A 16,377-nucleotide genomic window follows, 5' to 3' on the forward strand; every position below is an offset into this window, starting at 1 on the left:
TTCCGCAGGAGACTCGACTTATGGGTACTGAATTCCACCTGACGGCCGGTTCCGCGGCCGAGGGCGCGTACGCAGTGGACATCGACCCGGAGCGGGCCGGCTGGGGGTACTCCTCGCTGCGTGTGCTCCAGCTGCCGCCCGGGGGCCGGCACGGGTTCGCCACCGGCGACAGCGAGTGGATCGTGCTGCCGCTGTCCGGCGGGTGCACGGTGCTGACCGACGGCGGGGAGGTCTTCGAACTGGCCGGGCGGGACAGCGTGTTCAGCGGGGTCACGGACTTCGCCTACGTCCCGCGGGACGCGCACGTACAGCTCTCCAGCGGGGCGGGCGGCCGGTTCGCGCTGACCGGGGCGCGCTGTGAGCGCCGGCTGCCGGCCCGCTACGGTCCGGCCTCCGGCGTCCCCGTGGAGCTGCGCGGTACCGGCACCTGCTCCCGCCAGGTGAACAACTTCGCCGCGGCGCCCCCCGCCGGCGCCGACCCCGCATACGGCTTCGCCTGCGACCGGCTGATCGCGGTGGAGGTGCTCACCCCGGGCGGGAACTGGTCCTCGTACCCGCCGCACAAGCACGACGAGTGCCGCCCCGGCGAGGAGTCCGAGCTGGAGGAGATCTACTACTTCGAGGTCGCCTCCGCGCACGGCACGGACGGCGTCGGCTACCAGCGGGTCACACCGTCCGGGCACGGCCGCGGCACCGAGGTGCTCGCCGAGGTTCGCAGCGGTGACGCGGTGCTGATCCCGGACGGCTGGCACGGCCCCTCGATCGCCGCGCCCGGCCACACCCTGTACTACCTCAATGTGATGGCCGGTCCCGGTGCCACCCGCGAGTGGCTGATCTGCGACCACCCCGACCACGGCTGGATCCGCGGCACCTGGCCCGAGCAGCCCGTCGACCCCCGCCTCCCGCTCTACGAGGCGCCCGCAGCACCCGGGGCCGACGCCCCCGGCGCCCCCGACACCGCCGCACTCCCCGACGCGCCCGCAGGAGACGCCCGATGAACGCCCCGACGACACGCCGCCTGACCGTCGCACAGGCCCTGGTCGAGTTCCTCGCCCACCAGTACACCGAGCGGGACGGCCGGCAGCACCGGCTGATCAACGCCTGCTGGGGCATCTTCGGCCACGGCAATGTCGCCGGCATCGGCCAGGCGCTGCTGGAGTCCGGCGCGGCGATGCCGTACCTCCAGGGCCGTAACGAACAGGCGATGGTGCACGCCGCGGTCGGCTACGCCCGGCAGTGCGACCGGCTCTCCGCCCACGCGGTGACCACCTCCATCGGCCCGGGCGCCACCAACCTCGTCACCGGCGCGGCGCTGGCCACCGTCAACCGGCTGCCGGTGCTGCTGCTGCCCGGCGACGTCTTCGCCACCCGGGCCGCGGACCCGGTCCTCCAGCAGCTGGAGGTGCCGTCCGCCGGGGACGTGTCGGTCAATGACGCGCTGCGCCCGGTGTCCCGCTACTTCGACCGGGTCACCCGCCCCGAGGCCCTGATCCCGGCCGCGCTGCAGGCGATGCGGGTGCTCGCCGACCCGGTGGACACCGGCGCGGTCACCCTGGCGCTGCCGCAGGACGTACAGGCCGAGGCGTACGACTGGCCGGAGGAGTTCTTCGCCGACCGGGTGTGGCGGGTGCCGCGGCCGGCGCCCGAGCCCGGCGCGCTGGCGGACGCGGTGCACGCCCTGCGCACTGCCCGCCGGCCGCTGCTGATCGCCGGTGGCGGGGTGCACCACTCCGAGGCGGAGGACGCGCTGCGGGCGTTCGCCGAGGCCACCGGCGTGCCGGTCGCCTCCACTCAGGCCGGGAAGGGGTCGCTGCGCCACGACCATCCCGCGGACGTCGGCGGGATCGGGCACACCGGGACCGCCACCGCCGATGCGCTGGCCCGCGAGGCGGACCTGGTCCTCGGGGTAGGCACCCGTTACACGGACTTCACCACCGCCTCGTCGACGCTCTTCGAGGCGCCCGGCGTGCGGTTCGTCAATCTCAACATCGCCTCCTTCGACTCCCACAAGATGGGCGCGACCGCGCTGGTCGCCGATGCCCGGGCCGGCCTGGAGGCGCTCACCGATGCGCTCGCCGGCCACCGGGTGGACGCCGCGTACGAGGCCGGCTACCGGGCGGCGAAGGAGGAGTGGGAGCGGCGGGTGGACGCCGCGTACGCGGCACAGGACGAGACGGCACGGCCGTCCCAGACCCAGGTGCTCGGTGCGCTGGACGCGCTCGTCGACGACACCGACGTGATCGTCAACGCCGCCGGCTCGCTCCCCGGTGACCTGCACAAGCTGTGGCGGGCCCGGTCCCGCCGGCAGTACCACCTGGAGTACGGCTACTCCTGCATGGGCTACGAGATCCCGGCCGCGATCGGGGTCCGGATGGCGGCACCGGACCGGCCGGTGTGGGCGCTGGTCGGTGACGGTACGTATCTGATGAACCCCACCGAAATCGTGACCGCGGTCCAGGAGGGCATCGCCATCAACCTCGTGCTCTTCCAGAACCACGGCTACGCCTCCATCGGCGGCCTGTCCGCACAGACCGGCGGTGAGCGGTTCGGGACGGCGTACCGCTTCCGGGCCGGTGACGGCACCTATACGGGGGAGCCGCTGCCGGTGGACCTGGCCGCCAACGCCGCCTCGCTCGGCATGGAGGTGATCCGGGCCGGGACGGTCGGTGAGCTGCGGGCGGCGCTGGCGAAGGCGCGTGGCGCGAACCGGCCCACATGTGTCTACGTCGAGACCGAAACGGCTGACACTGTGCCGGGCGCGCCGGAGGCCCAGGCCTGGTGGGATGTTCCCGTTGCCGAGACCGCGACCCGGCCGGCGGCGGTCGCCGCACGTCAGGCGTACGACCGGCACGCCGCCGGGCGCCGTCGCCACCTGTGACCCGTTCGAAGTCGTCAGCCCAGAAAGGCCCCCGCATGAAGACCATCAGCCACTGGATCGGCGGCAAGCCCGTCGAGGGCGCCTCCGGCAACGTCGGGCCGGTCTACAACCCGGCCACCGGCGCCCAGGAGAAGCAGGTCGCCTTCGCCTCGGTCGAGGAGGTCGATGCGGCCGTCCGCACCGCCAAGGAAGCCTTCGCCTCGTGGTCGGTGAGCTCCCTGGCCAAGCGCACGTCGGTGCTGTTCAAGTACCGCGAGCTGATCGACGCGCACCGCGAGGAGCTGGCCCGGCTGATCACCGCCGAGCACGGCAAGGTGCACTCCGACGCGCTGGGCGAGGTGGCGCGCGGTCTGGAGATCGTCGAGCTGGCCTGCAGCATCCCCGAGAAGCTCAAGGGGGAGCTGTCCACCCAGGTCTCCAGCCGGGTCGATGTGGCGTCGATCCGCCAGGCGGTCGGTGTGGTCGCCGGGATCACGCCGTTCAACTTCCCGGCGATGGTGCCGATGTGGATGTTCCCGCTGGCCATCGCCTGCGGCAACACCTTCGTCCTCAAGCCCAGCGAGAAGGTGCCCAGCGCCGCGTTCCGGCTCGCCGAGCTGGCCGCCGAGGCGGGGCTGCCGGACGGCGTGCTGAACATCGTCAACGGTGACAAGGTGGCGGTGGACGCGCTGCTGGAGCACCCGGACGTGGCCGCGGTGTCCTTCGTGGGCTCCACCCCCATCGCCCGGTACATCCACACCACCGGCACCGCCAACGGCAAGCGCGTCCAGGCGCTGGGCGGCGCCAAGAACCACATGCTGGTGCTGCCGGACGCGGACCTGGACCTGGCGGCGGACTCCGCGATCAACGCGGCGTACGGCTCGGCGGGCGAGCGCTGCATGGCGATCTCCGTCGTGGTGGCCGTCGGGGAGACCGCCGACCCGCTGATCGGCAAGATCAAGGAGCGGGCCGACAAGCTGCGGATCGGCCCCGGCGACGACCCGGCCTCCGAGATGGGCCCGCTGATCACCAAGGTGCACCGCGACAAGGTCGCCTCGTACGTGACCGGTGCCGCGGCGCAGGGCGCCGAGGTCGTCCTCGACGGCACCGGCTACACCGTCGAGGGGTACGAGGACGGCCACTGGCTCGGCATCTCGCTGCTGGACCACGTCACGCCGGAGATGGACGCCTACCGTGAAGAGATCTTCGGCCCGGTGCTGTCGGTCGTCCGGGTGGACACCTACGACGAGGCGATCGCGCTGATGAACAACTCGCCGTGGGGCAACGGCACCGCGATCTTCACCCGGGACGGCGGGGCGGCCCGCCGCTTCCAGCTGGAGGTCGAGGCGGGCATGGTCGGCGTGAACGTGCCGATCCCGGTGCCGGTCGGCTACCACTCCTTCGGCGGCTGGAAGGACTCGCTCTTCGGCGACCACCACATCTACGGCAACGACGGGGTGCACTTCTACACCCGCGGCAAGGTCGTCACCACCCGCTGGCCCGACCCGTCCGACGGCGGCATCAACCTGGGCTTCCCCAGCAACCACTGACGGACTCGAACCGCTGCACCGGGCCCCCGCCGGATCTTTCCGGCGGGGGCCCGGTGCGTCGGGTGCGCGCTGCGCGACGGTGCGTGGGGCCGGGGCCGGGAGGCACCTCGGGTCCTGGGGGAGACCGGGGCGCGGGGCGTTGCTACCGTGCTCCCTCGCCGCACAACGACACAACGGGGGATGACATGCAGCAACCGAGGGCGCTCGCCAAGGGCGCCCGTATCACCGGCGGGGCCCTGTGCCTGCTGTTCTTCCTGTTCACGGCGTACTGGATCGTCGTCGATCTGAGCGAGTTCGGCCTCGACGGCCTCTGGGAGTCATGGACCGGCCAGCGGCCCGGCGGCACCAACCAGGTCACCACCACGTTCCATCTCGGTCTCGCCCTGCTGCAGTTGGGCGCGGCCGTCGCGGCGTTCGCCGGGCGGCGGGTGGCCGGCGGGCTGCTGGCCGTGGCCACCACCTTCACCTTCGCCATGGCCCTGCAGGCGCTCGTCAGCGTTGGCACCCACACCAGCGACGACAAGTGGTTCCTGCACGCGGAGACGGACGCCCCCACCTTCGACGGTGTCTTCATCAGCAGCGGACTGCTGTTCCTGGTGGCGCTGGCAACCGGGGTGCTGCTGCTCGCCGGGATGCGCTCCTGGCCGCGCAGCACCCCCAGCGCCCCGCCGGCGCGTCCGGGGCGTACGGCCGGTGTGGTGGCCGGGCTGCTGCTCGGTGTGCAGGCCCTCGCCAACGTCGGCCTGCAGCTCGACGTGATGGTGGAAGGCGGCACCAGAACCCTGGACATGTACTACCTCGGCCGGGGCCTGCTCAGCTCGCTGCTGTCCCTGGCCCCCGGCTGGTCGCTGCTGGTCTTCCTGGTGCTGACGGCGGTGGCCGCGCTCAGCAGCCTGATGCGGGGCAATGCGGCCCGCGGCCTGGCCATCGGGCTGGCGGGGCTGTCCCTGCCCGGTGCGCTGATCGGCGCGGGCGCGGCGGCCTTCAGCGGTGACCTGTTCGAGCTGAGCGGGACCATGCCGGGCATGACCCTCCTTAGCGACCTCCTGCTGCTGTTGGACGTGGTGGGCTCGCCGGTGCTGCTCGCCCTGATGGCCCGCGGGGAGCCGGTCGCCCCGGCCTGGCATCCGCCGGCGCAGGCACCGCAGTTCGCCGTGCCCGGCTTCGTCCCGCCGCCCGGACCGCAGGGGCTGCCGGTGGGGCCGCCGATGGGCTTGCAGGGTCCGCCGGCGGGCGGCTGGCAGCCTCCGGCCGGCCCGGTGCCGCCGGTCAGCGGCCCTCCGATGCCGCCCCCGGGCGCCCCTCCAGTGCCGCCTCCGGGCGCTCCTCCGGTGCCGCCGGGTCCGCCGCCCGCGCCGGGACCGGGCGGTTTCGGGCCACCGCAGTACTGACCCGCAGCCCGTCAGAAAACCGGGGTGCCGCGCCGCCGCGCGGTGGGTACGCTGCGGCGGTGCGTGGCACTCCGCGCACGCTCACTGCTGGGGAGAGGGAGGTTGATGGCCTATGGCCCGCCGGCCACGTCATCGGCATGCCCTTGACCGGGCCGCCGCCTGAGCCAGCCCCTCGGGGCCCGGGCATCGGGCGCAGCGCTGCCCGGTCGTCGTGAACGACCAGGAGTGAGACGTGTCTTCTTCCCTTTCCCCGCACGGTTCTTCCCCGCACGGCCCTTTCCCGGATTCCCCTTCGCCGGCCCCCGGGTCCTCCGTCCGCGGCACGGACCTGCCCACCGCGCGGCTGGTGCTGCGCCCGTGGAGCGACGCCGAGATCGCCGCCGTCACCGGGGGCGTACGGCAGCCACACTGGGCCGCGGACTTCCCCGTCGACGGCGACCGGGTCATCGCCGGCTTCATCGACGGCAACCCCAACGCCCGGGGCACCTACGGGCAGCGCCTGATCGTCGAGCGGGCTAGCGGCCTGGTGGTCGGCGCGATCGGGCTGTTCTGGCCGCCGGTCGACGGGGCCGTGGAGTTCGGCTACGGCGTCGTCCCGTCCCGCCGGGGCCGTGGCTACGCCCCCGAAGCCGCCCGCGCCCTGGCCGAGTTCGCGCTCACCGCGCCGGGGGTGCACACGGTGTACGCGGAGGTGGAGCTGTCGAACCCCGCCTCCTGCCGGGTGCTGGCCAAGGCCGGGCTGGAGCGCTGGAGCGGCGACGAAGAGGTCGCGCGCTTCCGGCTGCGGGCGGCCGGGACGGCGCCGTAGCGACGCTGGCCCGCCGCCCGCCTACCGCGGATGCGGTACGCGGCCGGCGGGCCCTACTCCCGGTGGAGGCCGGTGGGTTCGGTCCCAGGTACGGGCCGCCCGCCGCGGGCCGTACCTAGGATGCGCGGTATGGATCTGCGAGGTCTCGGACGGCGCGCGGGTGTGCGCGGCAGGCTGCGCGGCCGGCGGTGGTACGCCGCGGTGGGTGCGCTGGGCGTGCTGATCGGGGGCGGCACCTGGGCGGCCGGCGCTTCGGACACGGCGCCCGCCGTGCACCGCGAGGACCGGGTGCTGAGCATGCCGGAGGCGCCCGGCAGCAGGAAGGACGTGCGGATCGACACGTCCTTCTTCACCGCGCGGGGCGCCGGCGGGCGGCGGCCCGCGGTGCTGCTCGCGCACGGCTTCGGCGGCAGCAAGTCCGATCTGCGCGGCCAGGCCGAGGAGCTGGCGCGCGCCGGGTACGCCGTACTGACCTGGTCGGCGCGCGGGTTCGGCCGGTCCACCGGGCGGATCGGGCTCAACGACCCCGACGGTGAGGTCGCCGACGTCCGTCGGCTGATCGACTGGCTCGCCCGGCGCCCCGAGGTGCGGCTCGACCGGGCCGGCGACCCCCGGGTGGGGGTGGCCGGCGCCTCCTACGGCGGTGCCCTCGCGCTGCTGGCGGCCGGTCATGACCGGCGGGTCGACGCCATCGCCCCGCAGATCACGTACTGGAACCTCGCCGACGCCCTCTTCCCGCACGGGGTGTTCAAGAAGCTGTGGGCGGGGATCTTCTTCACCACCGGCTCGGCCGGCGCTCCCACGGGCGCGCCCCGTACCCCGCCCGAAGCGTCCGGCGGTTGCGGGACGTTCGAGCCCGCGCTGTGCCGGATGTACGAGCGGGTGGCGGTCAGCGGCCGGCCGGACGAGGCGGCCCGACGCCTGCTCACCGCCCGCAGCCCGGTGGCCGTCGGTTCCCGCATCACGGTGCCGACGCTGATCATGCAGGGCCAGACCGACTCGCTGTTCCCCCTCGACCAGGCCGACGCCGTGCAGCGGGCCGTCCGGCGCAACGGGGCGCCGGTCGCGGTGGACTGGATCGCCGGCGGGCACGACGGCGGGGACCGGGAGACGGCCCGCCTGAAGGCCCGTACCCGGGCGTGGTTCGACCACTACCTGAAGGGCGACGCGGGCGCCGGCACCGGGCCCGCCTTCCGGGTCAGCCGCACCGGGGGAGTGGACTCCACCGACGGCGCGGTGCGGCTGGGCGGAGCCACCGGGGACCGCTACCCGGGGCTGCACCACGCTCCGCGCCGGGTCCGGCTGGCCGGTCCGCCGCAGACCTTCCGCAACCCGGCCGGCGGGGGCCCGCCGGCGATCTCCGCGGTGCCCGGTGTCGGCGCGCTCGGCAACCTCTCCGCGCTCGGCAGCGGCGGCCTGTCGCTGGACTTCCCCGGCCAGTACGCCCGTTTCGAGTCGGCGCCGCTGCCCACCTCCGTCCACCTCACCGGCAGCCCCACCGCCACCGTGCGGATCCGGTCCGGCGCTCCGGACGCGGTGTTCTTCGCCAAGCTCTACGACGTCGCCCCGGACGGCCGCCGCCAGGTGCTGCCCGCCCAGCTGGTCACGCCGTACCGGGTGGCGGGGGCCCGCGCCGGCCGGACGGTCACCCTGCAACTGCCGGCGGTCGACCACGACGTCGCGGCCGGGCACCGGCTGCGGCTGGTGCTCTCCGCCACCGACCTCGGTTACGCCACACCGGCCGCGCCCACCACCTACACCGTGTCCCTGAAGGGCGGCGGGGTCCTCGACGTGCCCACCGCGCCCGAGGTGCGCGGCGCCGCGGCCCCGCTGCCGGCCTGGACCTGGGCGCTGCCGGCGGCCGCCCTGGTGGTCGCCGCGCTGCTGCTGCTCACCGCCCGCCGGAGGTCGGCGGTGCCGGCCCCCGATCCGGAGCTGGCCGAAGTCCCCTTGCAGATCGACGGGTTGAGCAAGCGGTACGCCGGAGCCGCGGACCGGTACGCCGTCCGCGAGGTGTCGTTCCGGGTGGAGCGGGGGCAGGTGCTCGGCCTGCTCGGGCCCAACGGGGCGGGCAAGACCACCACGCTGCGGATGCTGATGGGGCTGATCACCCCGGACGAGGGCGAGATGAGGATCTTCGGGCGGGCGGTGCGGCCGGGGGCCGCGGTGCTGTCGCGGGTCGGCGCCTTCGTCGAGGGCGCCGGCTTCCTGCCGCACCTGTCCGGCCGGGCCAACCTCGACCTGTACTGGCAGGCGACCGGCCGGCCGCCCGAGGACGCGCACCTGGACGAGGCGCTGGAGATCGCCGGGCTGGGCGACGCCCTGGAGCGCCCGGTGCGCACCTACTCGCAGGGCATGCGCCAGCGGCTGGCGATCGCCCAGGCCATGCTGGGCCTGCCGGACCTGCTGATCCTCGACGAGCCGACCAACGGCCTGGACCCGCCGCAGATCCGCCAGATGCGGGACGTCATGATCCGTTACGCGGCCGCCGGGCGCACCGTCATCGTCTCCAGCCATCTGCTCTCCGAGGTCGAGCAGAGCTGTACGCACCTGGTGGTCATGGACCGCGGGCGGCTGGTGCGGTCCGGGCCGGTCGCGGAGATCACCGGCTCCGGCGGCACCCTGCTGGTCGGGGTCGCCACGCCGGTCGGCGACGCCGTGGTGGAGAAGGTGGCCGCGCTGCCGGGCGTGGCTTCGGCGGTACGCGCCGAGGACGGCCTGCTGGTGCGGCCGGACGGCGTCTCGACCACCCAACTTCTCACCGAGCTCCTCCGGTTGGGGATCGAAGTGGACCGCATCGGTCCGCACCGCCGGCTGGAGGATGCCTTCCTCACCCTGATCGGAGGTGACGCAGGATGAGCGCCGCCGCACCCGCGCGGGCCCCCGGCTACCGTCCGCGCCGCACCCTGCCCCTGCGGGTGGAGGCCCGGCGCCAGCTGCGCCGCCGCCGCACCCTGGTCGTCGCCGGCACCCTGACGCTGCTGCCGTTCGTGCTGGTGGTGGCGTTCGCGGTCGGCGGTGATCCGGGCCGCCGCGGCTCCGGCCGGATCACCCTGATGGACGCCGCCACCGCCTCCGGCGCCAACTTCGCCGCCACCGCGCTGTTCGTGTCGGCGGGCTTCCTGCTGGTGGTGCCGGTAGCGCTGTTCTGCGGGGACACCGTCGCCTCGGAGGCGAGCTGGTCCTCGCTGCGCTATCTGCTGGCCGCCCCGGTGCCGCGGGCCCGGCTGCTGGTGAGCAAGCTGACCGTCGCGCTGCTCTTCAGCGCCGCCGCGATGCTGCTGCTGCCGCTGGTTGCGCTGGCCGTCGGCGTGGCCGCGTACGGCTGGGGGCCGCTGCAACTGCCCACCGGGGGCGCGCTGCCGGCGGGGGCGGCGGTGCCGCGGCTGGCGGTGGTGGTCGGCTACCTGTTCGTCAGCCAACTGGTCACCGCGGCGCTGGCGTTCTGGCTGTCGACGGTGACCGACGCGCCGCTGGGCGCGGTCGGCGGCGCGGTCGGGCTGACCATCGTCGGCAATGTGCTCGACCAGGTCACCGCGCTCGGCGGCTGGCGGGACGTGCTGCCCGCCCACTGGCAGTACGCCTGGGTGGATGCCCTGCAACCGCGGATGGAGTGGGCGGGGATGGTCCAGGGGGCGGCGGTGTCGGTGTCGTACGCACTGGTGCTGACCGCGCTGGCGTTCCGGGGGTTCGCGCGCAAGGACGTGGTGTCCTGACGGGCCCGGCGGGCACCGTGCTGGGCCTCGGTCACGACGGTGCCTCGGTCACGACGGTGCCCCGGTCGCGACGGTGCCCCGGTCGCGACGGTGCCCCGACCACGACGGTGCCCCGGGCCAGCCGCCGTGGTGACGCGGCCGGTCCGGGGCACGGTGGTCAGGCGGTCGGCCCCTGCATATGGGCGCTGACCCAGCGCATGGTGCCCTCGCCCAGGCCCTTCACATAGGTCTCCGCGCTGTGCGTACCGCCGGGCACGACCTGCAGCCGGGTGTGCACCGGCCCGTGCCCGTACTGGGCGATGAACTTCCGGACCTTCGGCAGCACGGTGTTCTCCTGGGAGCCGTCCTGGAAGGCGAGGTAGACCTCCGGTCCGCCGCGGGCGATCAGCCGGCGGGCCAGCACCTCCGGGTTGTTCTCCCGCTCCTCCTTGGCGTGGCCGTTCCACAGCGGCGAGTCGGGCACGATGTCCGGGCCGTTGGGGATGGCCATCTTGAAGGTGTGCGGGTTCTGCAGGACGTTCTTCAACGCGGCGAACCCGCCCGAGGACGAGCCCATGATCGCCCAGGCGTCGCGGGTCTTGAGGGTGCGGAAGTTCTGCCGGACGAGGTCGGGCACGTCCTTGCTGAGCCAGGTGCCGATCTTCGGCTGCCCGGGTATGTCGCTGCCGTCGTAGTACTGCTTGTCATTGGGGTTGAGCACCGGCATCACGACGATGAACGGCAGGCTGGTGCCGTTCTTGGACCACTGGGCGAGGTTCTCCTCCAGCTTGAGGTCGGAGCCGATCCAGTAGTTGACGGGGTAGCCGTAGGCGCCGGGCAGCGCCTCCATCACCGGGAAGCCCTTGTTCGCGTTGCGCTTGTCGTAGTACTCCGGCGGCGCCCACACCCACACCTTCCCGGTGAAGCCGGACTTCGGGCCGTGCAGGGTGGTCACGCCGATCGGGGTGTTCCGGCCGGCCCCGCCGACCCGGCTCTCCTCGGTGAAGCTGATCGGCCGGGTGGGCCACTGCACCAGCGACCGCTTCCCCGGCGGGGTGGCGTGCAGCGCGGCGCTCGTCTTGGGGCCGCCGAACCGTACGGGGGAGGCCTGGGAGGCGCCGGTGCCGCAGCCGGCCGTGGTGACGAGGACGGTGAGGGTGATCAAGGCGATCACCGGACGGAACAGGGCTGTGCGCACGGGGCCTTCTCCTTGCCGGCTGCGCCGGGAGCGGACTCCCGGCAGGCCAGGAACTGTCCTGGCCGACCAGCAAGAGGGGGAGGAGGCGGGCCCTGGTTTCCCGTCCGGGGTGTCGGCTTGCTCGCACGGCGGCCCGGAATCCGGGCGTCCCCTTGTTGACCTGGGACGTTTTACGTGCGGCGGAAGCCGGGTTTACCAGGATTTTCCCGGTGTGAGGGGGCGCGCACGGGGGCGTGCGAAGGGGAGGCGCACGGCGTCCCGGTCACGCCGTAACCGTCCGGTTCGGCCCGTATCCTCTCGCTATGACCTGGTCGCGCGCGCTGAAGGAAGCCGCCCGCTCCGGGCTGACGATCGAGCGGGCCAAGCTGACCCCGCTGATCGCCGTCCGCGGCGCCGCCGGTGTGGCCCTGGTGATCGGCCTGTGCCTGTGGCGCGGCGGGGCCACCCTCGCGGTCTCCTCCGCCTTCGGCGCGTTCGCCGCCGGCATCGTCACCTTCCAGCGCAGCATGCGGCCGCGGCCCGTCCTCGCGGTGGCCGTCGGCGCCGCGTTGGCCCTCTCCACCTTCCTGGGCTACCTGGCCGTCGCCCATGTCGTGGCCTTCGTCCTGCTGCTCGCCGGCTGGACGTTCCTGGCCGGTATGGCCTGGGCGATCGGCCCGGTGTCCGGACTGATCGGCACCCAGACCGTGGCGATCATGCTGGTCACTGTCACCCTGCCGACGTCCGTACCGGGCGCCCTGGAACACGCCGCCCTGATCTTCTTCGGCGGGGTCGTCCAGGCCGTGCTCATCCTGGTCTTCCCGGTCCGGCCCTGGGGCATCCAGCGCGATGCGCTCGCCGACGCCCTGGCCGCCGAGGCCGACTACGCCCGCCGGTTGCGCCACGACCCGGTCGCCGCCTTCGACCCCGCGCCCCTGATGCACGCCCGGCTCGCCTCCACGGTGACGCCGCGCCAGGCCCGGCGCCGCCCCGTCCAACTGCACGGGCCCCGCGGCCTGGCCGAACGGGTCCGGCCGGTGCTCGCCTCGCTCGCCGACCCGGTCGTCGGCGCGCCCCTGGAGGGGGCCGAACGCGACCGTGCCCGTGAGCTTCTGGGCGCCGCGGCCACCATCCTGGACGCCGTCGCGCACGCCGTCCGGTACGGCCGTCCGGTACGGCTGCCCCCGGAGGCGATGGCCACCCTCGAAGTCCCGGCGACCGGCCCGATGCTGAAGGGGCCCGCCCGCCGCGCCGCCTACCGGCTGATCTCCCTGCTCGTCGACGCGGTCGAGCTCACCGACGAGCCGGTGCAGGCCACCCGCCCCACCACCGAGGCCGAGCGCGGCCACCTGCTGCGCCCCAGCGTCCCCCGGCTGGTGCCGGTCGCGCTGCGCTCCCTGCACCGCGAGGCCCGGTGGTCCTCGCACATCCTCCGGCACGCCCTGCGGGTCGCCGCGGTCGTCTGCGCCGGCTATCTGCTGGGCGTCGCGCTGCCGTTCGGCCACGGCTACTGGGCGCCGCTCGCCTCCGTCATGGTGATGCGCCCCGACTTCGCGCAGACCTACGCTCGGGGGGTCGCCCGCTTCAGCGGCACCCTGGTCGGCGTCGCCCTCGGCGGTGCGCTGATGGCCCTGGCCCACCCGGGCGCGTACCTCAGTGCCACGTTGGCCGTCGTCTGCGTCTGGCTGATGTACCTGCTGATGCGCACCGGGTTCTCGGTGAGCTCGGCGTGCGTGGCCGGCTATGTCGTCTTCCTGCTCGGCATCGCCGGCGCCGGCTGGCAGCAGACCGTCGAGGAGCGCATCGTGCTCACCCTCCTCGGCGGGTTGCTCGCGATGCTGTCGTACGCGCTGTTCCCGGCCTGGGAGACGCCCCGGCTGCGTGAGCGGCTCGCCGAGTGGCTTCAGGCCAACGGGCGCTACGCACGGGCCGTACTGGACGGCTATGCGCGGCCCGCCGGCCGCCGCCCCCGTCAGGTCCGCGAAGCCCTGCTGGACTCCAGGGCCGCCCGCGCCGCCTGGGAGGAGAGCGAGGCACGGGCCGAGAAGGAGCCGGTGCGCCACCGCGGGCTCTCGCTCACCGCGGCGAAGGCCGCCAGCGCCGCGCTCGCCACCATGGGCCGGGTAACGATGATCATGGAGGCGCACCTCCCCGACAGGGACGCCGAACCGGCCCCGGGCGCCGCCGCGTTCGCCGGCGCCCTGCACCGTTCCCTGGAACCGGCGGTACCGGCGGTGCGGGAGGGTAGGGAGATGAACTGGAGCGACCTGCGAGCCGTATGGGAGAGGTGGGATGTCGAAGCGGGGAGCGAGGGCGTGCCGCTGCGCGCCGGCGAGCTGTTGTTGGACGCCCTCGACGAGCTGGCCGAGGCGCTGTCCCAGGAGGGGGTGAGAGGTGACCGGGCGGAGCAGGGAACCAACCACCGCCCCCAGTAGTCTTAGTAATTGCCCGCAATGAACCCCATTGGTGGTCAATGGGGTTGTCTGCTGTGCAAAGGCCTCGGGACTCCGCAATCCGGCCGGCATGGAAAGTCCCCCTCACCGCACCCCGTCCCCCGCCCCCGTCGAGAGAGCACACGAACTCCCCATGGCGTCCAGCACATCGTCCGGTACGTACGACATAGGCATCGACCTCGGCACCGCCAACACCCTGGTGTACGCCCGCGGTAAGGGCGTGGTGCTGAACGAGCCGTCCGTCGTCGCCGTCAACGCTTCCGGTGACGTCATCGCCGTGGGGCTGGAGGCCAAGCGCACCATCGGCCGCACGCCGTCCGGGATCACCGCGATGCGCCCCCTCAAGGAAGGGGTGATCGCCGACTTCGACGCCGCCGAGCAGATGCTGCGCGCCCTGATGAAGAAGGCCCTCCCCGGCCGCCGCTTCTCCCGGCCGCGGGTGGTCATCTGCGTCCCCTCCGGCATCACCGGCGTCGAGCGGCGCGCGGTCGTCGACTCCGCCAAGGGCGCCGGCGCCCGCGAGGTGCACCTGATAGAGGAGCCGATGGCCGCCGCGATCGGCGCAGGCCTCCCGGTGGACGAGCCGGTCGGCTGCATGGTGGTGGACATCGGCGGCGGTACCACCGAGGTCGCCGTGGTCTCCATGGGCGGCCTGGTCACCTCCCAGTCCGTACGGGTCGCCGGCGACGCCCTGGACGCCGCCATCACCACCTACGTCAAGAAGAAGCACGCGCTGGCCATCGGGGAGCGCACCGCCGAGGACCTCAAGATCGCTCTCGGGTCGGCCGTCTGGACCCCGGTCGACGTCGACGAGGACGGCGAGCCGGAGCGCGCCACCTCCCACCTCATCCGCGGCCGGGACCACCTCAGCGGTCTGCCGCGGCTCCAGGAGATCACCGAGGAGGAGGTCCGCGAGGCGCTCACCGAACCGGTCGAGGCGATCGTCCGCGCCGTTCACCAGACCCTCGACGCCTGCCCCCCGGAGCTCTCCGGCGACATCATCGAGCGCGGTATCGCCCTCACCGGCGGCGGGGCGCTGCTGCGCGGTCTGGACCAGCGGCTGCGCCAGGAGATGGGCGTGCCGGTGATGGTCGCCGACGAACCGCTGGATTGCGTGGTCAACGGCACCGCCAAGTGCGTCGATGAATTCGCCGCGCTGCACGGGCTGTTGACGGGGGCGAAGGAACGGCCCAGGAGGGCCGTCCGACTGTAGGGCGCGGCTCGCCCGGGTGCGCCGGGCGGATGCCGGTCCGGGGCGCCGGGGCTGCCGGTCCGGGGCTCCGGGTGGTTGCCGGTCCGGCAAAAATCCTCGCGCGGACGCCGCCGGCCCGCCCATGATCGGGGTGCCGCCGTACCGGCCGGTAGTTCCCTGGCGCTCCCCGAGGAGGACGCATGTCGCAGCCCACCACCCAGCCGACGCCCGCCCCGTCCGGCCCGGACCCGCACCGTGCCGGCCCGCTGCCGGATGCGGTCCACCGCACGGTGGAGGTCCCTGGTGGCCGGATCCACCTGGTCGAGCAGGGCACCGGCCCGCTCGTCCTGATGGTGCACGGCTTCCCCGAGTCCTGGTACTCCTGGCGCCACCAACTGCCCGCGCTCGCCGCCGCCGGCTACCGGGCGGTCGCCATCGACGTACGCGGCTACGGGCGCTCCTTCGCGCCCCAGGAGATCGCGGCCTACCGGATGCTCGCCCATGTCGGCGACAACGTCGGGGTGTTGCGCGCCCTCGGCGAGGAGAGCGCGATCATCGTGGGCCACGACTGGGGCGCGCCGATCGCCGCGAACACGGCGCTGCTGCGGCCCGACCTGTTCACCGCCGTGGCGCTGCTGAGCGTCCCCTACAGCCCCCGCGGCGCGGTCCGGCCCACCGACGCCTTCCGCAGGCTCGGCGGCGAAGAGGAGTTCTACGTCTCCTACTTCCAGGAGCCGGGCCGGGCCGAGGCGGAGATCGAGCCCGACGTCCGCGGCTGGCTGGCGGGGCTGTACGCCGGTCTCTCGGGCGAGGCCGGGCCGTCCGCCGGCGGCGGCATGTCGCCGCTGTTCTCGATCCCCCCGGGCGGCCGGCTCTCCGACCGCTTCCCCGATCCCGCCCTCGCCGGCTGGCTCACCGCGGCCGATTTGGACTTCTACGCGGGCGAGTTCGAGCGGACCGGCCTGACCGGCGGCCTCAACCGCTACCGCAACGTCGACCGGGACTGGGAGGACCTCGCCGCGTGGCACGGCGCCCCGCTCACCCAGCCGGCGCTCTTCATCGGCGGGGAGTTCGACGGCCCCACCCAGTGGTTGGCCGACGCCATCAAGACCTTCCCTGTCACGCTCCCCGCGCTGTCCGGGGCGCACCTCCTCGACGGCTGCGGCCACTGGGTGCAGCAAGAACGCCCCGCGGAGGTCAACGCCCTGCTGCTCGACTGGCTGCGGTCGCTGCCGGCCTGAATCCGGGCCGCCC

The 16,377-nt window shown here is 73.9% G+C and carries 11 protein-coding genes; 10 read left to right on the forward strand and 1 reads right to left on the reverse strand.

Annotated elements, in window-relative coordinates; genetic code table 11:
• Positions 1 to 20 precede the first annotated feature (20 nt).
• The 7 genes from iolB (at position 21) to AB0G84_RS00520 (ending at position 10,322) form a co-directional block, all read left to right on the forward strand.
• Positions 21 to 998 (forward strand): 5-deoxy-glucuronate isomerase, encoded by a 978-nt coding sequence (gene iolB / locus AB0G84_RS00490; protein ID WP_361313375.1) that lies wholly within the window; start codon positions 21 to 23, stop codon positions 996 to 998.
• The gene (iolD, locus tag AB0G84_RS00495; RefSeq protein ID WP_361313378.1) at positions 995 to 2,878 is read left to right on the forward strand and encodes a 3D-(3,5/4)-trihydroxycyclohexane-1,2-dione acylhydrolase (decyclizing); all 1,884 of its coding nucleotides are present in this window, start codon (positions 995 to 997) and stop codon (positions 2,876 to 2,878) included. The genes iolB and iolD overlap by 4 nt, the downstream gene beginning before the upstream one ends.
• 35 nt (positions 2,879 to 2,913) lie before the next feature.
• Positions 2,914 to 4,407 carry a CoA-acylating methylmalonate-semialdehyde dehydrogenase gene (locus AB0G84_RS00500; protein WP_361313381.1) on the forward strand — a complete coding sequence of 498 codons (1,494 nt, stop codon included), beginning with the start codon at positions 2,914 to 2,916 and terminating at the stop codon, positions 4,405 to 4,407.
• A gap of 185 nt (positions 4,408 to 4,592) precedes the next feature.
• Positions 4,593 to 5,798, forward strand: coding sequence for a hypothetical protein (locus AB0G84_RS00505; RefSeq protein ID WP_361313384.1), 1,206 nt, complete (start codon positions 4,593 to 4,595; stop codon positions 5,796 to 5,798).
• Positions 5,799 to 6,126: 328 nt separating this feature from the next.
• The gene (locus tag AB0G84_RS00510; RefSeq protein WP_361315021.1) at positions 6,127 to 6,606 is read left to right on the forward strand and encodes a GNAT family N-acetyltransferase; all 480 of its coding nucleotides are present in this window, start codon (positions 6,127 to 6,129) and stop codon (positions 6,604 to 6,606) included.
• A 129-nt stretch (positions 6,607 to 6,735) separates the two neighbouring features.
• On the forward strand, positions 6,736 to 9,465 hold the full coding sequence (locus tag AB0G84_RS00515; RefSeq protein WP_361313387.1) for an alpha/beta fold hydrolase: 2,730 nt from the start codon (positions 6,736 to 6,738) through the stop codon (positions 9,463 to 9,465).
• Positions 9,462 to 10,322 (forward strand): ABC transporter permease, encoded by an 861-nt coding sequence (locus AB0G84_RS00520; RefSeq protein WP_361313390.1) that lies wholly within the window; start codon positions 9,462 to 9,464, stop codon positions 10,320 to 10,322. The genes AB0G84_RS00515 and AB0G84_RS00520 overlap by 4 nt, the downstream gene beginning before the upstream one ends.
• 157 nt (positions 10,323 to 10,479) lie before the next feature.
• Here the strand turns inward: AB0G84_RS00520 and AB0G84_RS00525 are convergent, their stop codons facing one another.
• Positions 10,480 to 11,499, reverse strand: coding sequence for an alpha/beta hydrolase-fold protein (locus AB0G84_RS00525; RefSeq protein WP_361313393.1), 1,020 nt, complete (start codon positions 11,497 to 11,499; stop codon positions 10,480 to 10,482).
• Positions 11,500 to 11,801: 302 nt separating this feature from the next.
• Between AB0G84_RS00525 and AB0G84_RS00530 the strand changes: the two genes are divergently transcribed.
• From AB0G84_RS00530 to AB0G84_RS00540, 3 genes are all read left to right on the forward strand, one after another.
• Complete coding sequence (locus AB0G84_RS00530; protein WP_361313396.1) at positions 11,802 to 13,913, forward strand: FUSC family protein; 2,112 nt, start codon at positions 11,802 to 11,804, stop codon at positions 13,911 to 13,913.
• A 151-nt stretch (positions 13,914 to 14,064) separates the two neighbouring features.
• Positions 14,065 to 15,144 carry a rod shape-determining protein gene (locus tag AB0G84_RS00535; RefSeq protein ID WP_361313399.1) on the forward strand — a complete coding sequence of 360 codons (1,080 nt, stop codon included), beginning with the start codon at positions 14,065 to 14,067 and terminating at the stop codon, positions 15,142 to 15,144.
• Between the two features lie 179 nt (positions 15,145 to 15,323).
• A complete protein-coding gene (locus tag AB0G84_RS00540) occupies positions 15,324 to 16,364 on the forward strand; it encodes an alpha/beta hydrolase (RefSeq protein ID WP_361313402.1) in 1,041 nt (346 codons plus the stop codon).
• The last annotated feature ends 13 nt before the right edge of the window (positions 16,365 to 16,377 follow it).

Origin of the sequence: Streptomyces sp. NPDC020742, from assembly GCF_040641675.1 — a bacterium.
Taxonomy (GTDB): domain Bacteria; phylum Actinomycetota; class Actinomycetes; order Streptomycetales; family Streptomycetaceae; genus Streptomyces.